Here is a 15,078-nt window from a genome sequence, read left to right on the forward strand (position 1 = left end):
TAGTTCATCCTTATCGGTCTTCTTGCTGTCGGTCCGTCTATTACTTTTCCGGATCCGATCCTTCACCTAGGGTCGCATCTTTAAACCAAACCTCGGCATAACAACCATTTGCATATTGCTTGGCGATATCACCGTCATAGGTTTCTGATCCTGAATTCGAAACAATATTCTTTTCAGGATCCTTACCGTTGGTTTGGTTATAGGCACCTTGTTTAAAATACTGTATTTCACCCGCATAGGCAGTATCTCGCTCAACACCGTCACGGCCAATAGAGGCATATAAGGTTAAAATCTGTTCAGGAATATCTTCTTTGGTCGCGAAATCAGATTTCAATAAGTTCTTTGTAAACTTAACCGTCTTATGACCCTCACTGGAAAAAGTTAAATACATGACACCCTGGTATACGTTTACCTCATAGCTAAATTCTTCGCCTAAGGCAACACCATCTTCTGGTTCTTCAGGATAGGTTCCAGGATCTGAACCGACTACCGACATATCATAACCCCATACTGCCGAAGAATAGTCCCACCTCATTGAATTATCTCCTTCGGTATTTATTTCATAGTTCCAAAATACAGATCCTTTTTCATGGCCAGGAAATTTCTTGTAAAAAATCTTTAAAGGTTCATTTTCATGTCCCTCATCGCTGTGAATTTGACCCACCACCACAGAATAGGCAGCCGCTACTCTTGCATCACCTGAAGTCGAAACATGCATCACTTTTAATGTCCCTGTCAATTTACCTCCTGTTTCAGGAATCCAGTGTTTTGTTTGTCCTAATTCCGATCTGGTATTGCTCGAAGTTCTGGAGGTTATTCCTGAATTTGGTGTTTTATAAACAACCCAATTAGAACTTCCGTCATTCCTCACATAGAAAAAATTCTTTTTTTCAAAATCGATCAATTGATCCGTACGAGTACCATCTCCCAGCAATATGCTCCATTGATCCATAAATGGTATGACCTCACTAGGGTATTTGACAGTTTGTGTCTGCTCCTTTTTCTCTTTTTTCACGGATTTCGAACAACTAAAAAGTAAGAAAGCACAAAGTAATAAGGACTGCAGACCGAGGGTAGAATTATAAAAACGCATTGCTATCATATTTAAAAAATAAAAATACATTTTTTAAGCTAATACCCGGCAGGATCAAACAACATAATCAATGAAAACATTGATGATTTTGATTGCAATGAATGGTGTCTATTGCATCCTTCAAAACAATAAATAGATAAAGTGCTGTTAGCTAAATATTTAACCAACAGCACATTAAACCCATAAATAAAAACTGTCCTATTTCTGATTTAAGGAATAGAATCTCCCGAATAGATATTCATTCGAAGCATATCATATTTCTTATCAAGATTTTTCATATCAATGGGTTCACTTTTTAGGTGTTTGTCAAAAAAAGAAGCAACCATATTAGAAGTTATTTCCATGCCGAGTGTCGGATCAATGCTTCCTGCCTGGCTCAAAGCTTCTAAAGGAATCATAAAAGGAATATCCATAAAACTGCTGTGCCCTGTTTCTAAAATTCTGGTATCATAAAAAACAGCAGTACTTTTATTGATATAAGCGTGAGAATTCAAATCGTCTTTTTCTTCCGGCCAATCGGCTGATATAAAGAGAAAGGGCTTGTCAAAGGCAGTATCCACGATGCGTCCCCACTGCACGCCATCCACATTTGCACCTGCTTTAATCCTGTCATCTATCAACAAAGATTCTCCAGCAGCCCCTCCTCCTCTTGAATGTCCAAACACACCCACTTTTGAGGTATCCAGTTTTCCCTGGAAAAAACCTTCCTGATTCCACTGATTCAATTCATCAACAACATCTACAATATCTTCTGCCCAGCGCTCCACCATACCTCTCACAAAGTATGTTGTTAAACCTGTCTTAATGATGGGGTGCCTTTCTTCGTAGCTCAGATCACTTTTAAACGCCTCAACTACCGGCTCCATGATATGCCAGGTATTAGATTCAATCTGACTTGCGAACTCATAGTCAAAGTACTTTAAATCTCCATTGGGAAATGTAGCACCTGTACTCTCATAGGTATGGTTCAAGGCAAATATTACATAGCCCCGACTGGCCAATTCTGATAATAAGGCATAATAACTATTAGCCTTAGAATTGTAGCCATGAGAAAAAATAAGCACTGGGAAGGTCCCATCAGCTATTTCAATATCTCTAAAGACATGGGTATCCACTTTATCGAGATAATTTAACATGGAGGGAGTTAAACCATACTTAACCGCGAACCCATTTCTTCCGGCTTGATCAACATATAGGTCTTTTTCACCGTCCATACTTTTTGAAGGATACCAAACCTTGATCATAAAACTTCTTTTATCATTTTTATCGGCAGTGATCAGCTCATCTCGATCCAATTCCAATAAAATATCCTTGGTTCCCACTGTAAATTCTCCTCTGGGTTCTGGTAAATCAAATACTGGCAACAAAGAAGGAAGAGCTACGGCCAGAATTATCACAATCGTCAAACCAATAATCTTAAGGACCTTGAGGGCCATGGATGGCTTCCTGTCTGATTGTTTAATAGCTGTGATCAAGGCAATAACCCACAAGAAATAAGCCGGAATCATTTGCCATCGATACCCATTAAACAGGAAATGAATAAGGAGTACTCCAACCAATAAGCCAATTACATAATTCTTTTTGAGTTGAAGGTTAATTGGCCGGTTAAACCCGATATAAATTATAGAGATCAGTAACAATAGCCATTCTAAATTTTGCATGTTTTTAAGTTTTAATGATGGTTTCAAAAATCAAATTTTAAACTGGTTTACACAAGGTTATATCCCTGCTAAAACCCGTAATCCATCGATAAAAATTTGAAAAGATGGTTTTAAGCCATGCTTCATAAATTAATAGCACCAAAAAACAAGAGTACGAATGAAAGGTTGATATTCAATATTGAGTCTATTTTCAAACTGAAAACGGGCCAGAATCCATCGAATTAAATTGAAACATAATTCTTTTGGAATATTTACATCGAAAATGCTACTTTTGCATTAAATCAAAACAGCTACTACTGACTGAGCAACGCAGAATTTATTATATATTTTACGAGCTATGATTAGATATTCATTGTTGTGTATGTTTTTTTTAAGTGCCTTGACTTCTGTGGCCCAGCAGCGACAAAAGTTAAATTGGAAGCCTATTGAATCTCTTGAATTTGACTTCTCCAAAGAAGAGTATTCGAGTGATAGTATCTTTTTCTACCATGCCCTGCTCAAAAGATCCGCAAGCGACGAACAACCTTCTGAAGGCAGCTCTTTTTCTTTCCAAAAACATGCAAAGCCTTTAGACTTATACCATTATTGGGATCGAAAAGGAGATGAACAGTATGATGTTCTATTGACCAAAGTGGCCTACGTTTTAGACAAGTCCATTGATTTTTTCACAGAAGATAGATTGTCTGATCCTCGCTATATTGCGCTGACGATGCCGTCAGCAAAAATTAATAGGGTTGATAGTATTTATCATATTTCTGTTGGTTTCGGAGCTCCGGAAATTGACTACGCCTTGCATTTCTATTCTGATCAGGAATTAGAGGAACAATATCCCGAATTACAGCACTATTTTAAACAATACGACGGCATGACCGAATCGCCCGGTCTGATTGTAGTGCAACATAATTATCATTACGGAAAGGTCATGTTTCAGGAAACCAGCAAAATGTCAATCTCCATTTCCAGGTATTATGCCTTGAATGATGGGCAAACTCTGGCCTTCAATTACACCTTGAATTACATCCACAACATGCCCCCTTCATTTATCGGAGGAAGTGATTTCCTTATAGATAAGATCAAGAAGGGCATCAAGGGTCTCATTGATGAAACACAATATATTTGCCGAACTACTGAAATGACGGAATAGGCATTAAAAATGATTCTGCCTCTTATATCTTTTCACAATTGTTCTGTTGCTATCTGAACTTCCGGTCATAATTAATTCTCTTTCATCCACTTTTATAGTCCAGCTTTCCGCCTTTTCCTCATCCTGGTGAGGCAACAATGTGATGACTGGTTTATGTCCGTTTATATGCCAATAGCCTGACAACTTTTTTCCTGCTGGATTAAAATTCAAATAGATTCTGTCCCAACGAATAAATAACTTGTGTCTCCGTTCTTTATCAAAGTCATCCAAAACTGATATTGCATTATCTGTAATGTCCTGCAACCTCCACATGCCTTCCAGATAATCCGCGGGTGACATCGGCAGTTTATCGATCGCTTTCAGGCTTACTTTTACCTTCATCCCATCTTCCTGACGTTCCCAAATCATCTTTTGTTCATCAAACGAAACCTTAAACCCTCCGTATTCATCAAAAATATCCAGAGAATCCTTCGCCGAATAGGTGTTGTCTTCCTGATTATAATTCCATGTACCCATGGAGTTCTGTAACCAGCCATTTCCAGATTGATAGGTGCCGTCTGTATTGATCTTGGTCCATTTGGCAACCGGTGTCATATTTTCTTCACCTATTTCTACCTTTTCGATCTCCCAGAAACCGATAAGTTTTTCTTTTTGAGCCCTGACAGAAATCGTTGCCAGTAGCAACACTATTGCAAATTTGAGCTTGAATTGTTTATTCATCATTTAGTCAATTAAAATATTTATTATTTTTTTTGTTAGTTGCACCTCCTGAGTTCTGTTTCCAACATTACTCAAAAAACTTAGTACATATTCTCCTTTGTTAATATTGACAAGCATGGCTTTATATCCGTCAGTGCTTCCTCCATGAATAATATAAGGTTTGTCAATACCTATATCTCCCATTACACTCTTGTTTTCTGCATCAATCACCACCCATCCATAACCGTAACTTGTTTTTTCATTCAAATGTTCCAGGTGATTCTGTTGCATCAATGCCAAGGAATGGGCGCTCAAATATCCTGGATTATCCATTACCTGAGCCCACCGATTCAGGTCCGATGCTGTAGAAAAGATACGCCTTCCAAGACTCAAATCTATAAACGGATTTTTAGACCACTGCTTCGTTTCTTTGTCATAGGTATATGCTTCCGCTAATTTAGAAGAGATTTTCCTGTTGTTTAATTCAGAACAGGTATTATTCAGGCCCAAAGGATGGCTAAGCTTTTCCTTTAAGATTTCCGAAAAGGGTCTACCATATGTATTTTCGATTATAATCGCTATTAAATGGTAAGAGAAATTACTGTAATAAAACTGTTGGTCCGGATCGTTGATCGGATCTAATTGACTGATAAAATTCACATAGTCCTCATTTGAAAAATACAGACGTTTAAAATTTCGAAAGTTGTTCAATTTTAAATCTGCCGGGATGGCATCATAATCCGGTAACCCGGCGGTATGAGAGAGTAATTGATGTAACGTTATATCGGAGTGAAACTGCCCTTTATAAGAGAAATTAGCTATTAAATCTACCAGGCGATCATCCAGGCTCAAAAGCTCCTCCTCCACAGCTTTTAATGTCAAAGCCGCAATCATTGATTTATTGAGTGATGCAATATCGAATCTTACTTCATCATCGACTGGAATGTTCCAGGTCCTGTTTGCAAGCCCCACATTATTTTGATAAATAATTTCACTGTTATGACTAATGACCACTTGGCCATGAAAATCATCCTGGTCATAATGTTTCTGAATGAGTGAATCAATTTTCCCAATAGAATCAGAAGTATCTCTTGAATATTCATTCCTGCCTTTTGTCTGACATCCACTAATCTGAATGAGCATAAGGAATATTAAAAGTCTCAATATTGTGGCAAACATTGCTTTATATTTTAGACAAATATGAAAATCGAAAATTGAAATCCCCAACAAACTCGAGGTTTTGGGACTAAAAACATATATAAGTGACGAATAATTACTTAGTTTAGAAATTTGTCCTGATACGCCTTGGAAACTGGAATGTTCTTTTGCTGCATTTCAATAAAAACCTTGCCTTTAACCTGTTGGACAGATTGAATATTAATTTTATTTACAAGGAAACTTCGATGGCTTCTCATAATAGACGTATGATTCTTTAATTCTTGTTCCAACACTTTTAAAGGCTTTCGAATAAGATGTTGCCTGGATGCATCATAACGGGTATAATAAATCGTAATATAGTTTTCCGAAGAATTTGCGAATAGAAAGTCCTGCAAAGGAATCTGCAGCTGGTCTTTCCCATTTGAAGATTGAAAAACCAACAGTGCATCTTGCACCTCTTTTTGTTTGGGAATCTTTTTTAAAATAAGATAAAAAGTCAAAGGCAACAGCATAATCAAAGGAAACTCCTTTAGGATAAGTACATAGGCTTCAACATTCCATTCCTGCCAGTTCCAAAAATAATTAAAGAGTAAAAAAATTAAATTAACTCCTAAAAAAATTAAAAACAAATACCACAATATCAATTGCTTAATTTTATTTATATTCAATTTTGGTTTAAGTATTGATTCAAAAAACATAAGATAAACACCTGTCAAGATACCAAAACTGACGCTTCTAAATAGATGGGTATGCCCGGAATAAGACAGGCCCTTTTGAATGCCATATGCTTCAAAAAAATATAAAATATAAAAAACAGCAAAACCCGAAATAAGACCCAGAAGTATGGAAAAATACTTGTCTGAATTGACTTTATTAAAAAATCCTTTTGTAGTTCTGTGAATTTCCTGGCTCACTCTTTTAGAATTGTTTGATACTTTATTCAGGCTCCTTTTCTAAAGCAGGCATGATGGTTCAGCGTTACAAGTACTCAATGAACTTATACCTCTTTTTACCTAAGCAATATACTTATTCTATCCAAAAAAAAATGTATGAATATGGATGAGATAAAATCAGGTCAGGTACTTTTGTACTTCAAGATATGCTCAGTAATTGCTTTCTTTAAATGATCGTATTCTGTTTGAATTAACCAATGACCTGCATCAAGTTCAATGAAATCATAGTCATTTTTCATATACACATGACTTTCATCAACCGCGTATCGCCCAATGGCAAGGTCTTTGTTTCCCCAAATAAATAAAGTGGGTACATCAATATTACCCAATACTGGCCTTTCCGCAGCTACCTTTAAATCCTTATAATTTCCTCGGTAATAATTGATTGAGGCAGAAAGTTGTTTTGGATTTTTAAAAATCGATAAATTATAATGAAACTCCTCCGAATCAGCATGTTTCCAAAGCTTCCTTAAGATTTTAAAATCGTCTTTTCGAAGGCGGCGTTCTGGTAAAAAGGGCCATTGAAAATTTCTTATATACTGGCTCATTTTTTGTTGCTCCGGATCAAGAACGATGGCTTTTCCAAAGGCCTGAAGATGCGGTACGGAAATCCCTGTCCAACTCTGGATCCGATCCTTATAATCATGCACAAGTTTCCAGCCTATTGCTGCTCCCCAGTCATGACCTACCAAATGGAATTTAGGCTTTCCAAAAGAATCTGCAATATCCAAGACATCCTGAACCAAGTAATTTAAGGCATAATGTTTTCTACCTTTCGGGCAGGCATTTTTACTAAAACCCCTTAAATCAGGAGCCACACAATAAAAGCCCATTTCGGAAAACTCCAACAGCAGCCGTTTCCACATATATGATGATTCTGGCCAGCCATGTAAAAACAGTACCAATGGATCATGTTCTTTGCCTGCCACAAGGCAATCAAAAACAAATCTTTCTATTTTCACCGGCATTGTTTGCACCATAAGACCTCGCTTTACTTTCTACCAAATAGATTAATCACATACATACATAAAAAGAATACAAAACTAATCAAACTAATGGGTGGCAATCCGCCATGCCAGTCATTGGGTCTTAACCAACCGCTATAGCCCATAAAGAAAACATGTATCAAACTAAAAAGCATTGCCGTTAAAAGGAAGTTTCTCGAGGTAATAAATTGAATAAATTTTTCATCATCACGGAGATGGGTTTGAAAACTTAAATTATAGCCCCATAAGACGACAAAGGCAATTACGCCTCCCAGCATACTTAATCCTCCCACCAGGCTCAACGTTTCATCCCCGCCAAAAAACTGGGTATACACTTCAGGTTTAAACAAAAGAAAACTCATCAGAACATGGATCAATGCTAGTAAAAATCCACTCATACCCAAAGCTTTTCGAGCATTTAGATAGCTATCAGGAATCTTCATTCCAAGATTATATAAAGGCCCAAAACTGAAATTAAATGTCAGCAATATAAAGGCACACAGTGCAACGCCTTTATTTAAGGTGAAAAAAGCCAGGTCCTTCCAGGGAACCGGACCAAGAAGATGATAACGCAATATGGCATAACCAATCGAAGCAAATGCTGTTAAAAGAATGATACCGCCAGCAGCATTTTTTGATTGAGAAGCTTTTTTCATAGTACGTTCAATTCTTATCGTGACTTGGATTTCAGCACTTTCAAATAATCTTTGAGTCTGATTACTCCGCCCGCAAGGAGGGCCGGAATAGTCATCAATATAGTAACTTTTAGCAAGGGTAAAACGAACAGCATCCATTTTTTTGGCATTTCCTTGGATCTTTCAACTTCATTATTTCCCGCTCCTAATCTCATTTCTTGTGCCCAATCACTGTATTCAAACATCCAAAAAGCCATTGATAACAGGACACTAATTCCAATAAAAATAAAAAGTTGAGCCGATCGATCTAAAATGATGCCTCGAATTTTTGTCAAATGATGCAGATCCGTCTTCCATCGTAATTTTCGCAGGGAATTTATGATCCATTTCCAATGCAAGGCCAAATGAACTCCTAAAAAAGCCATAAATAGTGTTGCGCTCACATCATGAATTTTTGACCAAAAACTGTCAGGTTCAACATGAATTCCAAAGATGGGCAGAACGGATTCTGAAATAACAATTCCGGATACAGTTACAAGGATCATTAAAAGATACAGAAGCCAGTTAAAAGCATAATCGAAACGCGATTTTTCCGATTGTTTTTTGAAAATTTTTCTGGAATTACTGGCAATCCATTTCCAATTGATCAAAACATGCAAAACGAAGGGGGCAAGAATAATAAAACTCGCCCATTCATGAATTGCGATTCCTGTAGTTTGGGGGATGAGCACTAAGATCATCAATGCAAAAAAGAATAAATCAACGAATACCCTCAATTTGGATGTTTTCTTTTTCATTGGACTTTTTCAATTATTTCGTACATATATATTCTATGCTTTTAGACTTTGAGTTTTGGTAAAAGTTTAATGACAACTAAAATAAATTTACAAGAACTCACAGCCTGCGCTTGCAAACAAATACGTCCATTTGATGCCTCATCATCTTGCTAGGTGTATCTAGCGATGTCACAGCATTGATTATTATTTCTATATCGATTCTAATTGACTTCTAAGCCCTTTATCTGTGCACGATGGAACAATCATAATTGCTCTAAAGGAGGGGTTGTAAGCTCCTCTATATTCCAACCTGCGAGTTCAGCCCCTGACTGATACGCACTTTCTAAAAAGTCAAGAACAGATTGCCTGGGATCGGCCGTTTTTATGACATCCTCATAGCGCAAAAAAGCCATAGGGCTGCCGTTGCTATCAACCCAATTTGCCGTTGAAGGCATAAGTGGTTTTTTATCAATTCCATCAGGAGAAGGGTATGCATAGGAATAATAGGCCGGTTCTTGTACATTTTCATCTCCCACCCAGAAACCAAAACTTATCTGTTCATGAGAATAAGAATCACGGTCTGAAATACGTACAGACGTATCCATAGGAGCCAGTTTTTTACCAGAGAATCTGGTCACTGCCAAATCCATATGATGCCAATAAATCTGCACAGGGCAGGTTTTTCCATAAAAGCGCCCGCTAAACTCCTTAAAGATGGAATTGTTCCATTGCATCATTTGCCAGAATTTCTCAATAGCTGTCCAGTTCACTGAGTTATAATTGTCCAGCTGATCAAATGGTTTATCAATCCCCATATCAAAAGGTCTTTGGATAAACCTGGGTGATAGTTCAAGTCTATCTAATTCACTCATAAATTTTTTGTAAAATTCAGATATGGAAGGGCCCTGACTGAGATCAATTTGAATGCTACCTTTACTGCTATGAGTTAGTACAACTGCTTGCTGTAACACATCCAATTCTATTTCAAGACTAGAAAGCCCATTATCTACAGGTATAGTAAAGGTACTAAACCCTTTTGAAGAAATATAAATCGTAATATACCACCAATGATTCTTTCTTACGGTAAGGCCCAAACGCGTCTTGCCAATGATTTGCAGCAACAGGTGAACATACGTTCTGGAATTCGTCCATGAATTATAGGCGAGATACGGAAGATTTGAATTATTCATATAAAGAAGTATTAAAACGCATAGGTGCAGCTAAACTGAACAAAGAACAGGATGATCAAAAGATACTTGTAACGAGCGCCAGCTATCATTCTAAAGATACGGCTAATTTTTAAGGTTTTTTCGACCAGTCTGATTCACAAGATCCGGATAAATAAAACCTGCATTCCAGATTTCGATATAGACGCTAAGCGATATTAATTCCTTTTAACACCAATTCTTTCCAGTATGGATGCTTTTTAAGATAGCCCGCAACAAATGGACATAAGGGGATTAGAATCAATTCCTTTTTCTTAATATCAACCAGGGCCTGAAGTACCATTCTTGAGCCAACCCCCTGCCCTTCAAGCTCCGTAGGAACATCCGTATGTGTCAAATAGATGTTCCCTTTCGCAAGGATATAATCAATAAATGCTATATGTCCTTTATACTTCAGTTCATATCTTTTTTTCTCCCTGTTATCACTAAAAATCCCCGATGATTCTGAGGCATTAAAGAAATAAGACAATGCCTTTGAGGGACAATCATCGATTTGACGAACCAACTCCTCCGTCTTTGCATTTCCCTGCTGAATCCAAGGTGTCTCTTTTGGGTCGTATACCTCAGGTAAGGTCTTTACACAAACTCCCGCATGTATACATTTTTTAGGTTGCCAAACAATGGTCAACTCTCCGTTTGAGTATTCTTTTCTCATTTTTATAAATGGTTTATTTTTAAAGGTAAAACTATTATTTCAATTTTAAACTTCGAATATAGTTGTGATTTTTAAATATCCACGAAACTGCTAAAGGCGGAACAAAGCCAATCAAAGTAGAAATCATTCCACTAAAAGAAGTGCTAAAAACAGTGAAAAAAATTACCAGTGAAACATCAAACAAGTAAATAAATTTCCCGTTTCTGAAAATCATTCTTTATTTTTACTAAGACGATTGTCAATTTTCAACTAATTAAAAACCTTAAATATCAATTAATTATGAAAACCCACACCCGCAACATGTACGTTTTTGTCCTATTTTCTATGGCCATCATATTTGAGTTTTATGCTCAGACATCCACAAATCAGAAAGCAATATTAGTGACTGGTGCTAGCAGTGGTATCGGATTGAAAATTACTGAAGTTCTCTCTTCCAAAGGATACTTCGTCTATGCAGGAGCCAGAAAGCAGGAAGATTTAGACAGGCTCAATGCCATGAAAAATGTACAATCCATACAACTGGATGTAAACAATTGGGATGAAATCAACGCCGCAGTTGAAACAGTAAAAACTGGTAATCGAGGTTTGTACGGACTTGTAAACAACGCCGGTGTTGCGATTCTTGCTCCGCTTATTGAAGTAGAGGAAGACGAACTGGACTATATCTTTAACGTAAACATTTATGGCCCTTACAGGATTACAAAAGCTTTTGCTCCGCTTATTATAGAATCCAAAGGTAGGATAGCTACCATAAGCTCAATTTCAGGTATATTATCTGGCAGCTTTTTTGGTCCCTATAGTATGAGTAAGCATGCCATGGAAGCTTTTACGGATGCCCTTGCGGATGAAATGAAAAAGTTCGGCGTTTCAGTCAGCGCCATTGAGCCAGGAAATTATAATTCTAAGATTTCTGAAACATTCTATAATAGGTTGAAAGCACAAGGTTTCAAGTATGACAACTCGCTATATAAAAAAGAATGGGAAGGACTAATGGCTGGTTTTACACCCGACAGAAGCCGGTACAAAAATCCGGATGAAGTTGCTGCTGCTGTAGAAAAAGCCTTGTTCTCAGAAAATCCTAAACGACGTTATATGGTTGTCCCAAGAGAAGAGGAAGGACAATGGACCATCACACAAATCATGCGTGAAATGGCTCAGTTAAATGAAAATCAAGCCTATAAATACGACAGGGAAGCATTAATTAAAATACTGGATCAGGTATTGGCAGAGACGGAATAAGTGTTCTTTTAGGCCTCTGTGGTTCCATCATTTGTTCTTATTGATGGATCTTTATTAGTTCAGTATCTGGAAATTATTTTGTTTCAAATTCAGGGAAATAATTTCCAGTTTGGGACATTTTAGCTACCAGCATTCGCTGCTCAAAAACGGCTGCCACTTCCGACGCCCGTATCTCGGGTGAAAGGTTTTGATAGGCTTCATCAATGCCAGGGCTATATCCTTGATGTTCAATACTAAATACAAGATACCAGAATGACACATAAGAAGCAGGATAATCTTCGGCAAAAGATTTTATGATCAATTCCGTCCTTTCGTTGTAAATAGCTCTTTCAATTTCAATTAATTTCTGTATTGAATCATTTGAAAAACCTGAACTATGAATTCGATCTATGGAAGAAGTAATACTGTCTATAGAAGCCTTCCTTCTTTCATATAACAACAAGTCTTCTTTATGAACAGTAGAATTCACACATTCAATTCTTGGTTTAGACATTCTATTCACCTCCTTTAAAAATAATTCCTGATCTCTGGATTCCATAATAAATCCTGAGCTCATAGAGTTTCCTGACCTTATAAAAAATGGCAACGGATATTTATTTTCTTTACTTAGGCTAAATTGAAATTTTCCATTGGATACGATTGCCTGTTCTTCTTCAAAAGCGTCCAGATAATAATCTGAATGCAGTGCTCTTATTAAAAAAATATCTCCTTCATATCCGTCATACTGACCTTCAATAATATAAAAATCTGAAGCACTCTGACTCCAGGAAATAAGCAGTAAAAGACCAACAACTAATAAGGGTAATCGTTTCATAAACAGACTTGTTTTAATAGGTTCAATTTAGTTTAATCCATGCAATTTTATAACTTCTCTCGCTCAGAATTGCAATTCGTAAACCTACAATTTACTGTACGAAAAGGAAAATAATTAAAAATGTTTTTTTCTTCTAACACCACTTTTAAAATAGATTTTCATTCAAGATCCCTGATCCGGTTGTTTATGGTTCATTTACGGATATGACAATTTTCCCATGGTGCAGACCATCCCCAAAGCGCTGAACAGCCCATGGTAGCTGATCAAAAGAATATGGTCCATCCACTACACAATCTATCTTTTTCTCGGCATACAGTTTATTGATAAATTCCAAATCATCGTTGGCTTTTAACATCACCATATGCAGACGCTTCTGGCTAACAAGTTTAACCAAAGGTCCCATATAAATCATTTGCAATAGTTTTCCCGATTTACCACCTATTGAAATATACTTCCCTTGCGGAGTAAGTACTTTCAAAAATTTCCACAAAGAGCGATTCGTTTTACAATCCAGAATCAAATCATATTTTCGTTTACTTTTCGTAAAATCCTCCGTTTTATAATCAATAACCCGATCAAAGCCTTGCATTTTCATCGTGCTTAACTTCTCACCGGTATCAACACCTGTTACATGTACACCTTGCAATTTTGCCAGTTGAAGTCCGAAAGCGCCAACGCCTCCTCCTCCGCCATTGATCAGGATATGTTGTTTTTCTTTAAGCGCTCCAACATCTCTCAATCCTTGAAGTGCAAGCATGGCCGCATGTGGAATGCAGGTAGCCTCTTCAAAACTCATTTCTTTAGGTTTTAGGGTTAGTGCCTTTTCATGAATACAGACAAACTCTGAAAAACTCCCAAATCCATAATTTGAAATATCACCATATACGGCATCACCAATATTAAACTTTGTAGCAGTTTCTCCTACCTTTTCCACGATCCCGGCCAGCTCCATCCCTGGTATTCTCATCTTCTTTTTGGGATTGAACAAACCAAATATTAAACGGTATGACCGCGGTTTACCAGTACTAATACACCAGTCATAATCATTAATAGCAGTAGCACAAACTTTTACCAACACTTCAGATCCGTGCGGTTTTGGTTTTTCAACATCCATAAGTTGAAGCACCTCACCAGGCTTTCCATATCGTTCAATTGTATAAGCTTTCATGGTTTTTAAAATAAAGTATCTATTCGAATTAAATCAGGCTTTCTTCCATGACGAATTTAGAAAAACATACTCATTTAGAAGCTTTATTATGATTGTATCTTTTGAAAAGGAACTGAATCACAGTTGTTGGAATGAAAGGAAGGAGCAGCACAGTCAGCTTATTGACGAAGCCCGGCAGGCTCTCTTTTTTATTTTTAAAAAGGGCTTTAACACCTGCTTTAGCCACCTCAGCTGGTTGTTTCATTACGCCAAGATTTAATGCCAGAGAATGCTTGTCTTCATCAATATCATACAATGGAGTGCTGGTTGCTCCCGGAAGCAGACAAGTAACATTCACATGATTCCTTTTCAGTTCTATATGTAAAGCCTTTGAAAAATAACGAAGAAATGTTTTGGTCGGGCCATACAATGAAATCATAGGATAGGCCATAACTGCCGAAATGGAAGAAACATTGAGAATGTATCCGCACTTATGATCAACCATGATCTTTCCAAACAATCTGCATAAGAGCACAGGTGTATTCATATGAAGGTTTAGAATTTTTTCTGTTTGTTTCGTTTCTATGTCAATGACTTCACCATAGATCAAAATACCTGCATTATTAACAAGGACTTCAACGTGAATATTTTCTCTTTGACAATAATCAAAAACCAAATTTGCGGCATCATTGCTTGAAAGGTCACACTCCAAAGTCTGCACCTTGACCTTATAATTCTCTTCGAATTCAGCTTTTAATTTTTTCAACAACGCTTCCTGATTACTTACCGCAACAAGGGAATACCCCTTCTCAGCCAGTTCTTTGGAAATATACCATCCAATTCCAGAGGAGGCACCGGTTACAAGCGCGTATTTCATAAGCTCATACTGCAT

Annotated in this window: 15 protein-coding genes; 2 read left to right on the forward strand and 13 right to left on the reverse strand. The window is 37.1% G+C overall.

The window, feature by feature from the left end:
* Positions 1–40: 40 nt before the first annotated feature.
* Entirely contained in the window at positions 41–1,093 is a 1,053-nt protein-coding gene (locus ACR2MV_RS02605) for a polysaccharide lyase family 7 protein (protein ID WP_434020336.1), read from the reverse strand.
* Between the two features lie 209 nt (positions 1,094–1,302).
* Positions 1,303–2,754, reverse strand: a complete 1,452-nt coding sequence (locus ACR2MV_RS02610; RefSeq protein ID WP_434020337.1) for a hypothetical protein — start codon at positions 2,752–2,754, stop codon at positions 1,303–1,305.
* A gap of 361 nt (positions 2,755–3,115) precedes the next feature.
* Between ACR2MV_RS02610 and ACR2MV_RS02615 the strand changes: the two genes are divergently transcribed.
* Positions 3,116–3,898, forward strand: a complete 783-nt coding sequence (locus ACR2MV_RS02615; protein WP_434020338.1) for a hypothetical protein — start codon at positions 3,116–3,118, stop codon at positions 3,896–3,898.
* A 3-nt stretch (positions 3,899–3,901) separates the two neighbouring features.
* Here the strand turns inward: ACR2MV_RS02615 and ACR2MV_RS02620 are convergent, their stop codons facing one another.
* The 8 genes from ACR2MV_RS02620 to ACR2MV_RS02655 form a co-directional block, all read right to left on the reverse strand.
* Positions 3,902–4,618: a hypothetical protein gene (locus ACR2MV_RS02620; RefSeq protein WP_434020339.1), complete on the reverse strand. Its 717-nt coding sequence runs from the start codon at positions 4,616–4,618 to the stop codon at positions 3,902–3,904.
* 3 nt (positions 4,619–4,621) lie between these two features.
* Positions 4,622–5,776: a serine hydrolase domain-containing protein gene (locus ACR2MV_RS02625; RefSeq protein WP_434020340.1), complete on the reverse strand. Its 1,155-nt coding sequence runs from the start codon at positions 5,774–5,776 to the stop codon at positions 4,622–4,624.
* Between the two features lie 98 nt (positions 5,777–5,874).
* The gene (locus tag ACR2MV_RS02630; RefSeq protein WP_434020341.1) at positions 5,875–6,669 is read right to left on the reverse strand and encodes a LytTR family transcriptional regulator DNA-binding domain-containing protein; all 795 of its coding nucleotides are present in this window, start codon (positions 6,667–6,669) and stop codon (positions 5,875–5,877) included.
* 161 nt (positions 6,670–6,830) lie between these two features.
* The gene (locus ACR2MV_RS02635) at positions 6,831–7,688 is read right to left on the reverse strand and encodes an alpha/beta fold hydrolase (RefSeq protein WP_434020342.1); all 858 of its coding nucleotides are present in this window, start codon (positions 7,686–7,688) and stop codon (positions 6,831–6,833) included.
* Between the two features lie 11 nt (positions 7,689–7,699).
* The gene (locus ACR2MV_RS02640) at positions 7,700–8,350 is read right to left on the reverse strand and encodes a hypothetical protein (protein ID WP_434020343.1); all 651 of its coding nucleotides are present in this window, start codon (positions 8,348–8,350) and stop codon (positions 7,700–7,702) included.
* Positions 8,351–8,364: 14 nt separating this feature from the next.
* On the reverse strand, positions 8,365–9,126 hold the full coding sequence (locus ACR2MV_RS02645; protein ID WP_434020344.1) for a DUF4405 domain-containing protein: 762 nt from the start codon (positions 9,124–9,126) through the stop codon (positions 8,365–8,367).
* Between the two features lie 242 nt (positions 9,127–9,368).
* Entirely contained in the window at positions 9,369–10,295 is a 927-nt protein-coding gene (locus ACR2MV_RS02650; RefSeq protein ID WP_434020345.1) for a DUF5996 family protein, read from the reverse strand.
* 184 nt (positions 10,296–10,479) lie between these two features.
* Positions 10,480–10,986 (reverse strand): N-acetyltransferase, encoded by a 507-nt coding sequence (locus tag ACR2MV_RS02655; protein WP_434020346.1) that lies wholly within the window; start codon positions 10,984–10,986, stop codon positions 10,480–10,482.
* A gap of 279 nt (positions 10,987–11,265) precedes the next feature.
* On the opposite strand from ACR2MV_RS02655, the gene ACR2MV_RS02660 reads away from it, so the two are divergent.
* Positions 11,266–12,225 (forward strand): SDR family NAD(P)-dependent oxidoreductase, encoded by a 960-nt coding sequence (locus ACR2MV_RS02660; protein WP_434020347.1) that lies wholly within the window; start codon positions 11,266–11,268, stop codon positions 12,223–12,225.
* A 73-nt stretch (positions 12,226–12,298) separates the two neighbouring features.
* Here the strand turns inward: ACR2MV_RS02660 and ACR2MV_RS02665 are convergent, their stop codons facing one another.
* The 3 genes from ACR2MV_RS02665 to ACR2MV_RS02675 form a co-directional block, all read right to left on the reverse strand.
* Positions 12,299–13,039, reverse strand: coding sequence for a hypothetical protein (locus tag ACR2MV_RS02665; RefSeq protein WP_434020348.1), 741 nt, complete (start codon positions 13,037–13,039; stop codon positions 12,299–12,301).
* Positions 13,040–13,223: 184 nt separating this feature from the next.
* Positions 13,224–14,207 (reverse strand): NAD(P)-dependent alcohol dehydrogenase, encoded by a 984-nt coding sequence (locus ACR2MV_RS02670; protein ID WP_434020349.1) that lies wholly within the window; start codon positions 14,205–14,207, stop codon positions 13,224–13,226.
* Positions 14,208–14,277: 70 nt separating this feature from the next.
* The gene (locus ACR2MV_RS02675) at positions 14,278–15,078 is read right to left on the reverse strand and encodes an SDR family NAD(P)-dependent oxidoreductase (RefSeq protein WP_434020350.1); all 801 of its coding nucleotides are present in this window, start codon (positions 15,076–15,078) and stop codon (positions 14,278–14,280) included.

The organism is Lutimonas sp. (assembly GCF_051011215.1).
Taxonomy (GTDB): domain Bacteria; phylum Bacteroidota; class Bacteroidia; order Flavobacteriales; family Flavobacteriaceae; genus Lutimonas.

Excerpts from the sequence above, each read along its gene's own strand:
- ACR2MV_RS02670 (WP_434020349.1), bottom strand. The coding sequence starts at position 14,207 with ATGAAAGCTTATACAATTGAACGATATGGAAAGCCTGGTGAGGTGCTT.
- ACR2MV_RS02675 (WP_434020350.1), bottom strand. The coding sequence starts at position 15,078 with ATGCAGTATGAGCTTATGAAATACGCGCTTGTAACCGGTGCCTCCTCT.
- ACR2MV_RS02655 (WP_434020346.1), bottom strand. The coding sequence starts at position 10,986 with ATGAGAAAAGAATACTCAAACGGAGAGTTGACCATTGTTTGGCAACCT.
- ACR2MV_RS02650 (WP_434020345.1), bottom strand. The coding sequence starts at position 10,295 with ATGAATAATTCAAATCTTCCGTATCTCGCCTATAATTCATGGACGAAT.
- ACR2MV_RS02665 (WP_434020348.1), bottom strand. The coding sequence starts at position 13,039 with ATGAAACGATTACCCTTATTAGTTGTTGGTCTTTTACTGCTTATTTCC.
- ACR2MV_RS02660 (WP_434020347.1), top strand. The coding sequence starts at position 11,266 with ATGAAAACCCACACCCGCAACATGTACGTTTTTGTCCTATTTTCTATG.
- ACR2MV_RS02640 (WP_434020343.1), bottom strand. The coding sequence starts at position 8,350 with ATGAAAAAAGCTTCTCAATCAAAAAATGCTGCTGGCGGTATCATTCTT.
- ACR2MV_RS02635 (WP_434020342.1), bottom strand. The coding sequence starts at position 7,688 with ATGGTGCAAACAATGCCGGTGAAAATAGAAAGATTTGTTTTTGATTGC.
- ACR2MV_RS02625 (WP_434020340.1), bottom strand. The coding sequence starts at position 5,776 with ATGTTTGCCACAATATTGAGACTTTTAATATTCCTTATGCTCATTCAG.
- ACR2MV_RS02610 (WP_434020337.1), bottom strand. The coding sequence starts at position 2,754 with ATGCAAAATTTAGAATGGCTATTGTTACTGATCTCTATAATTTATATC.
- ACR2MV_RS02615 (WP_434020338.1), top strand. The coding sequence starts at position 3,116 with ATGTTTTTTTTAAGTGCCTTGACTTCTGTGGCCCAGCAGCGACAAAAG.
- ACR2MV_RS02605 (WP_434020336.1), bottom strand. The coding sequence starts at position 1,093 with ATGCGTTTTTATAATTCTACCCTCGGTCTGCAGTCCTTATTACTTTGT.
- ACR2MV_RS02645 (WP_434020344.1), bottom strand. The coding sequence starts at position 9,126 with ATGAAAAAGAAAACATCCAAATTGAGGGTATTCGTTGATTTATTCTTT.
- ACR2MV_RS02620 (WP_434020339.1), bottom strand. The coding sequence starts at position 4,618 with ATGAATAAACAATTCAAGCTCAAATTTGCAATAGTGTTGCTACTGGCA.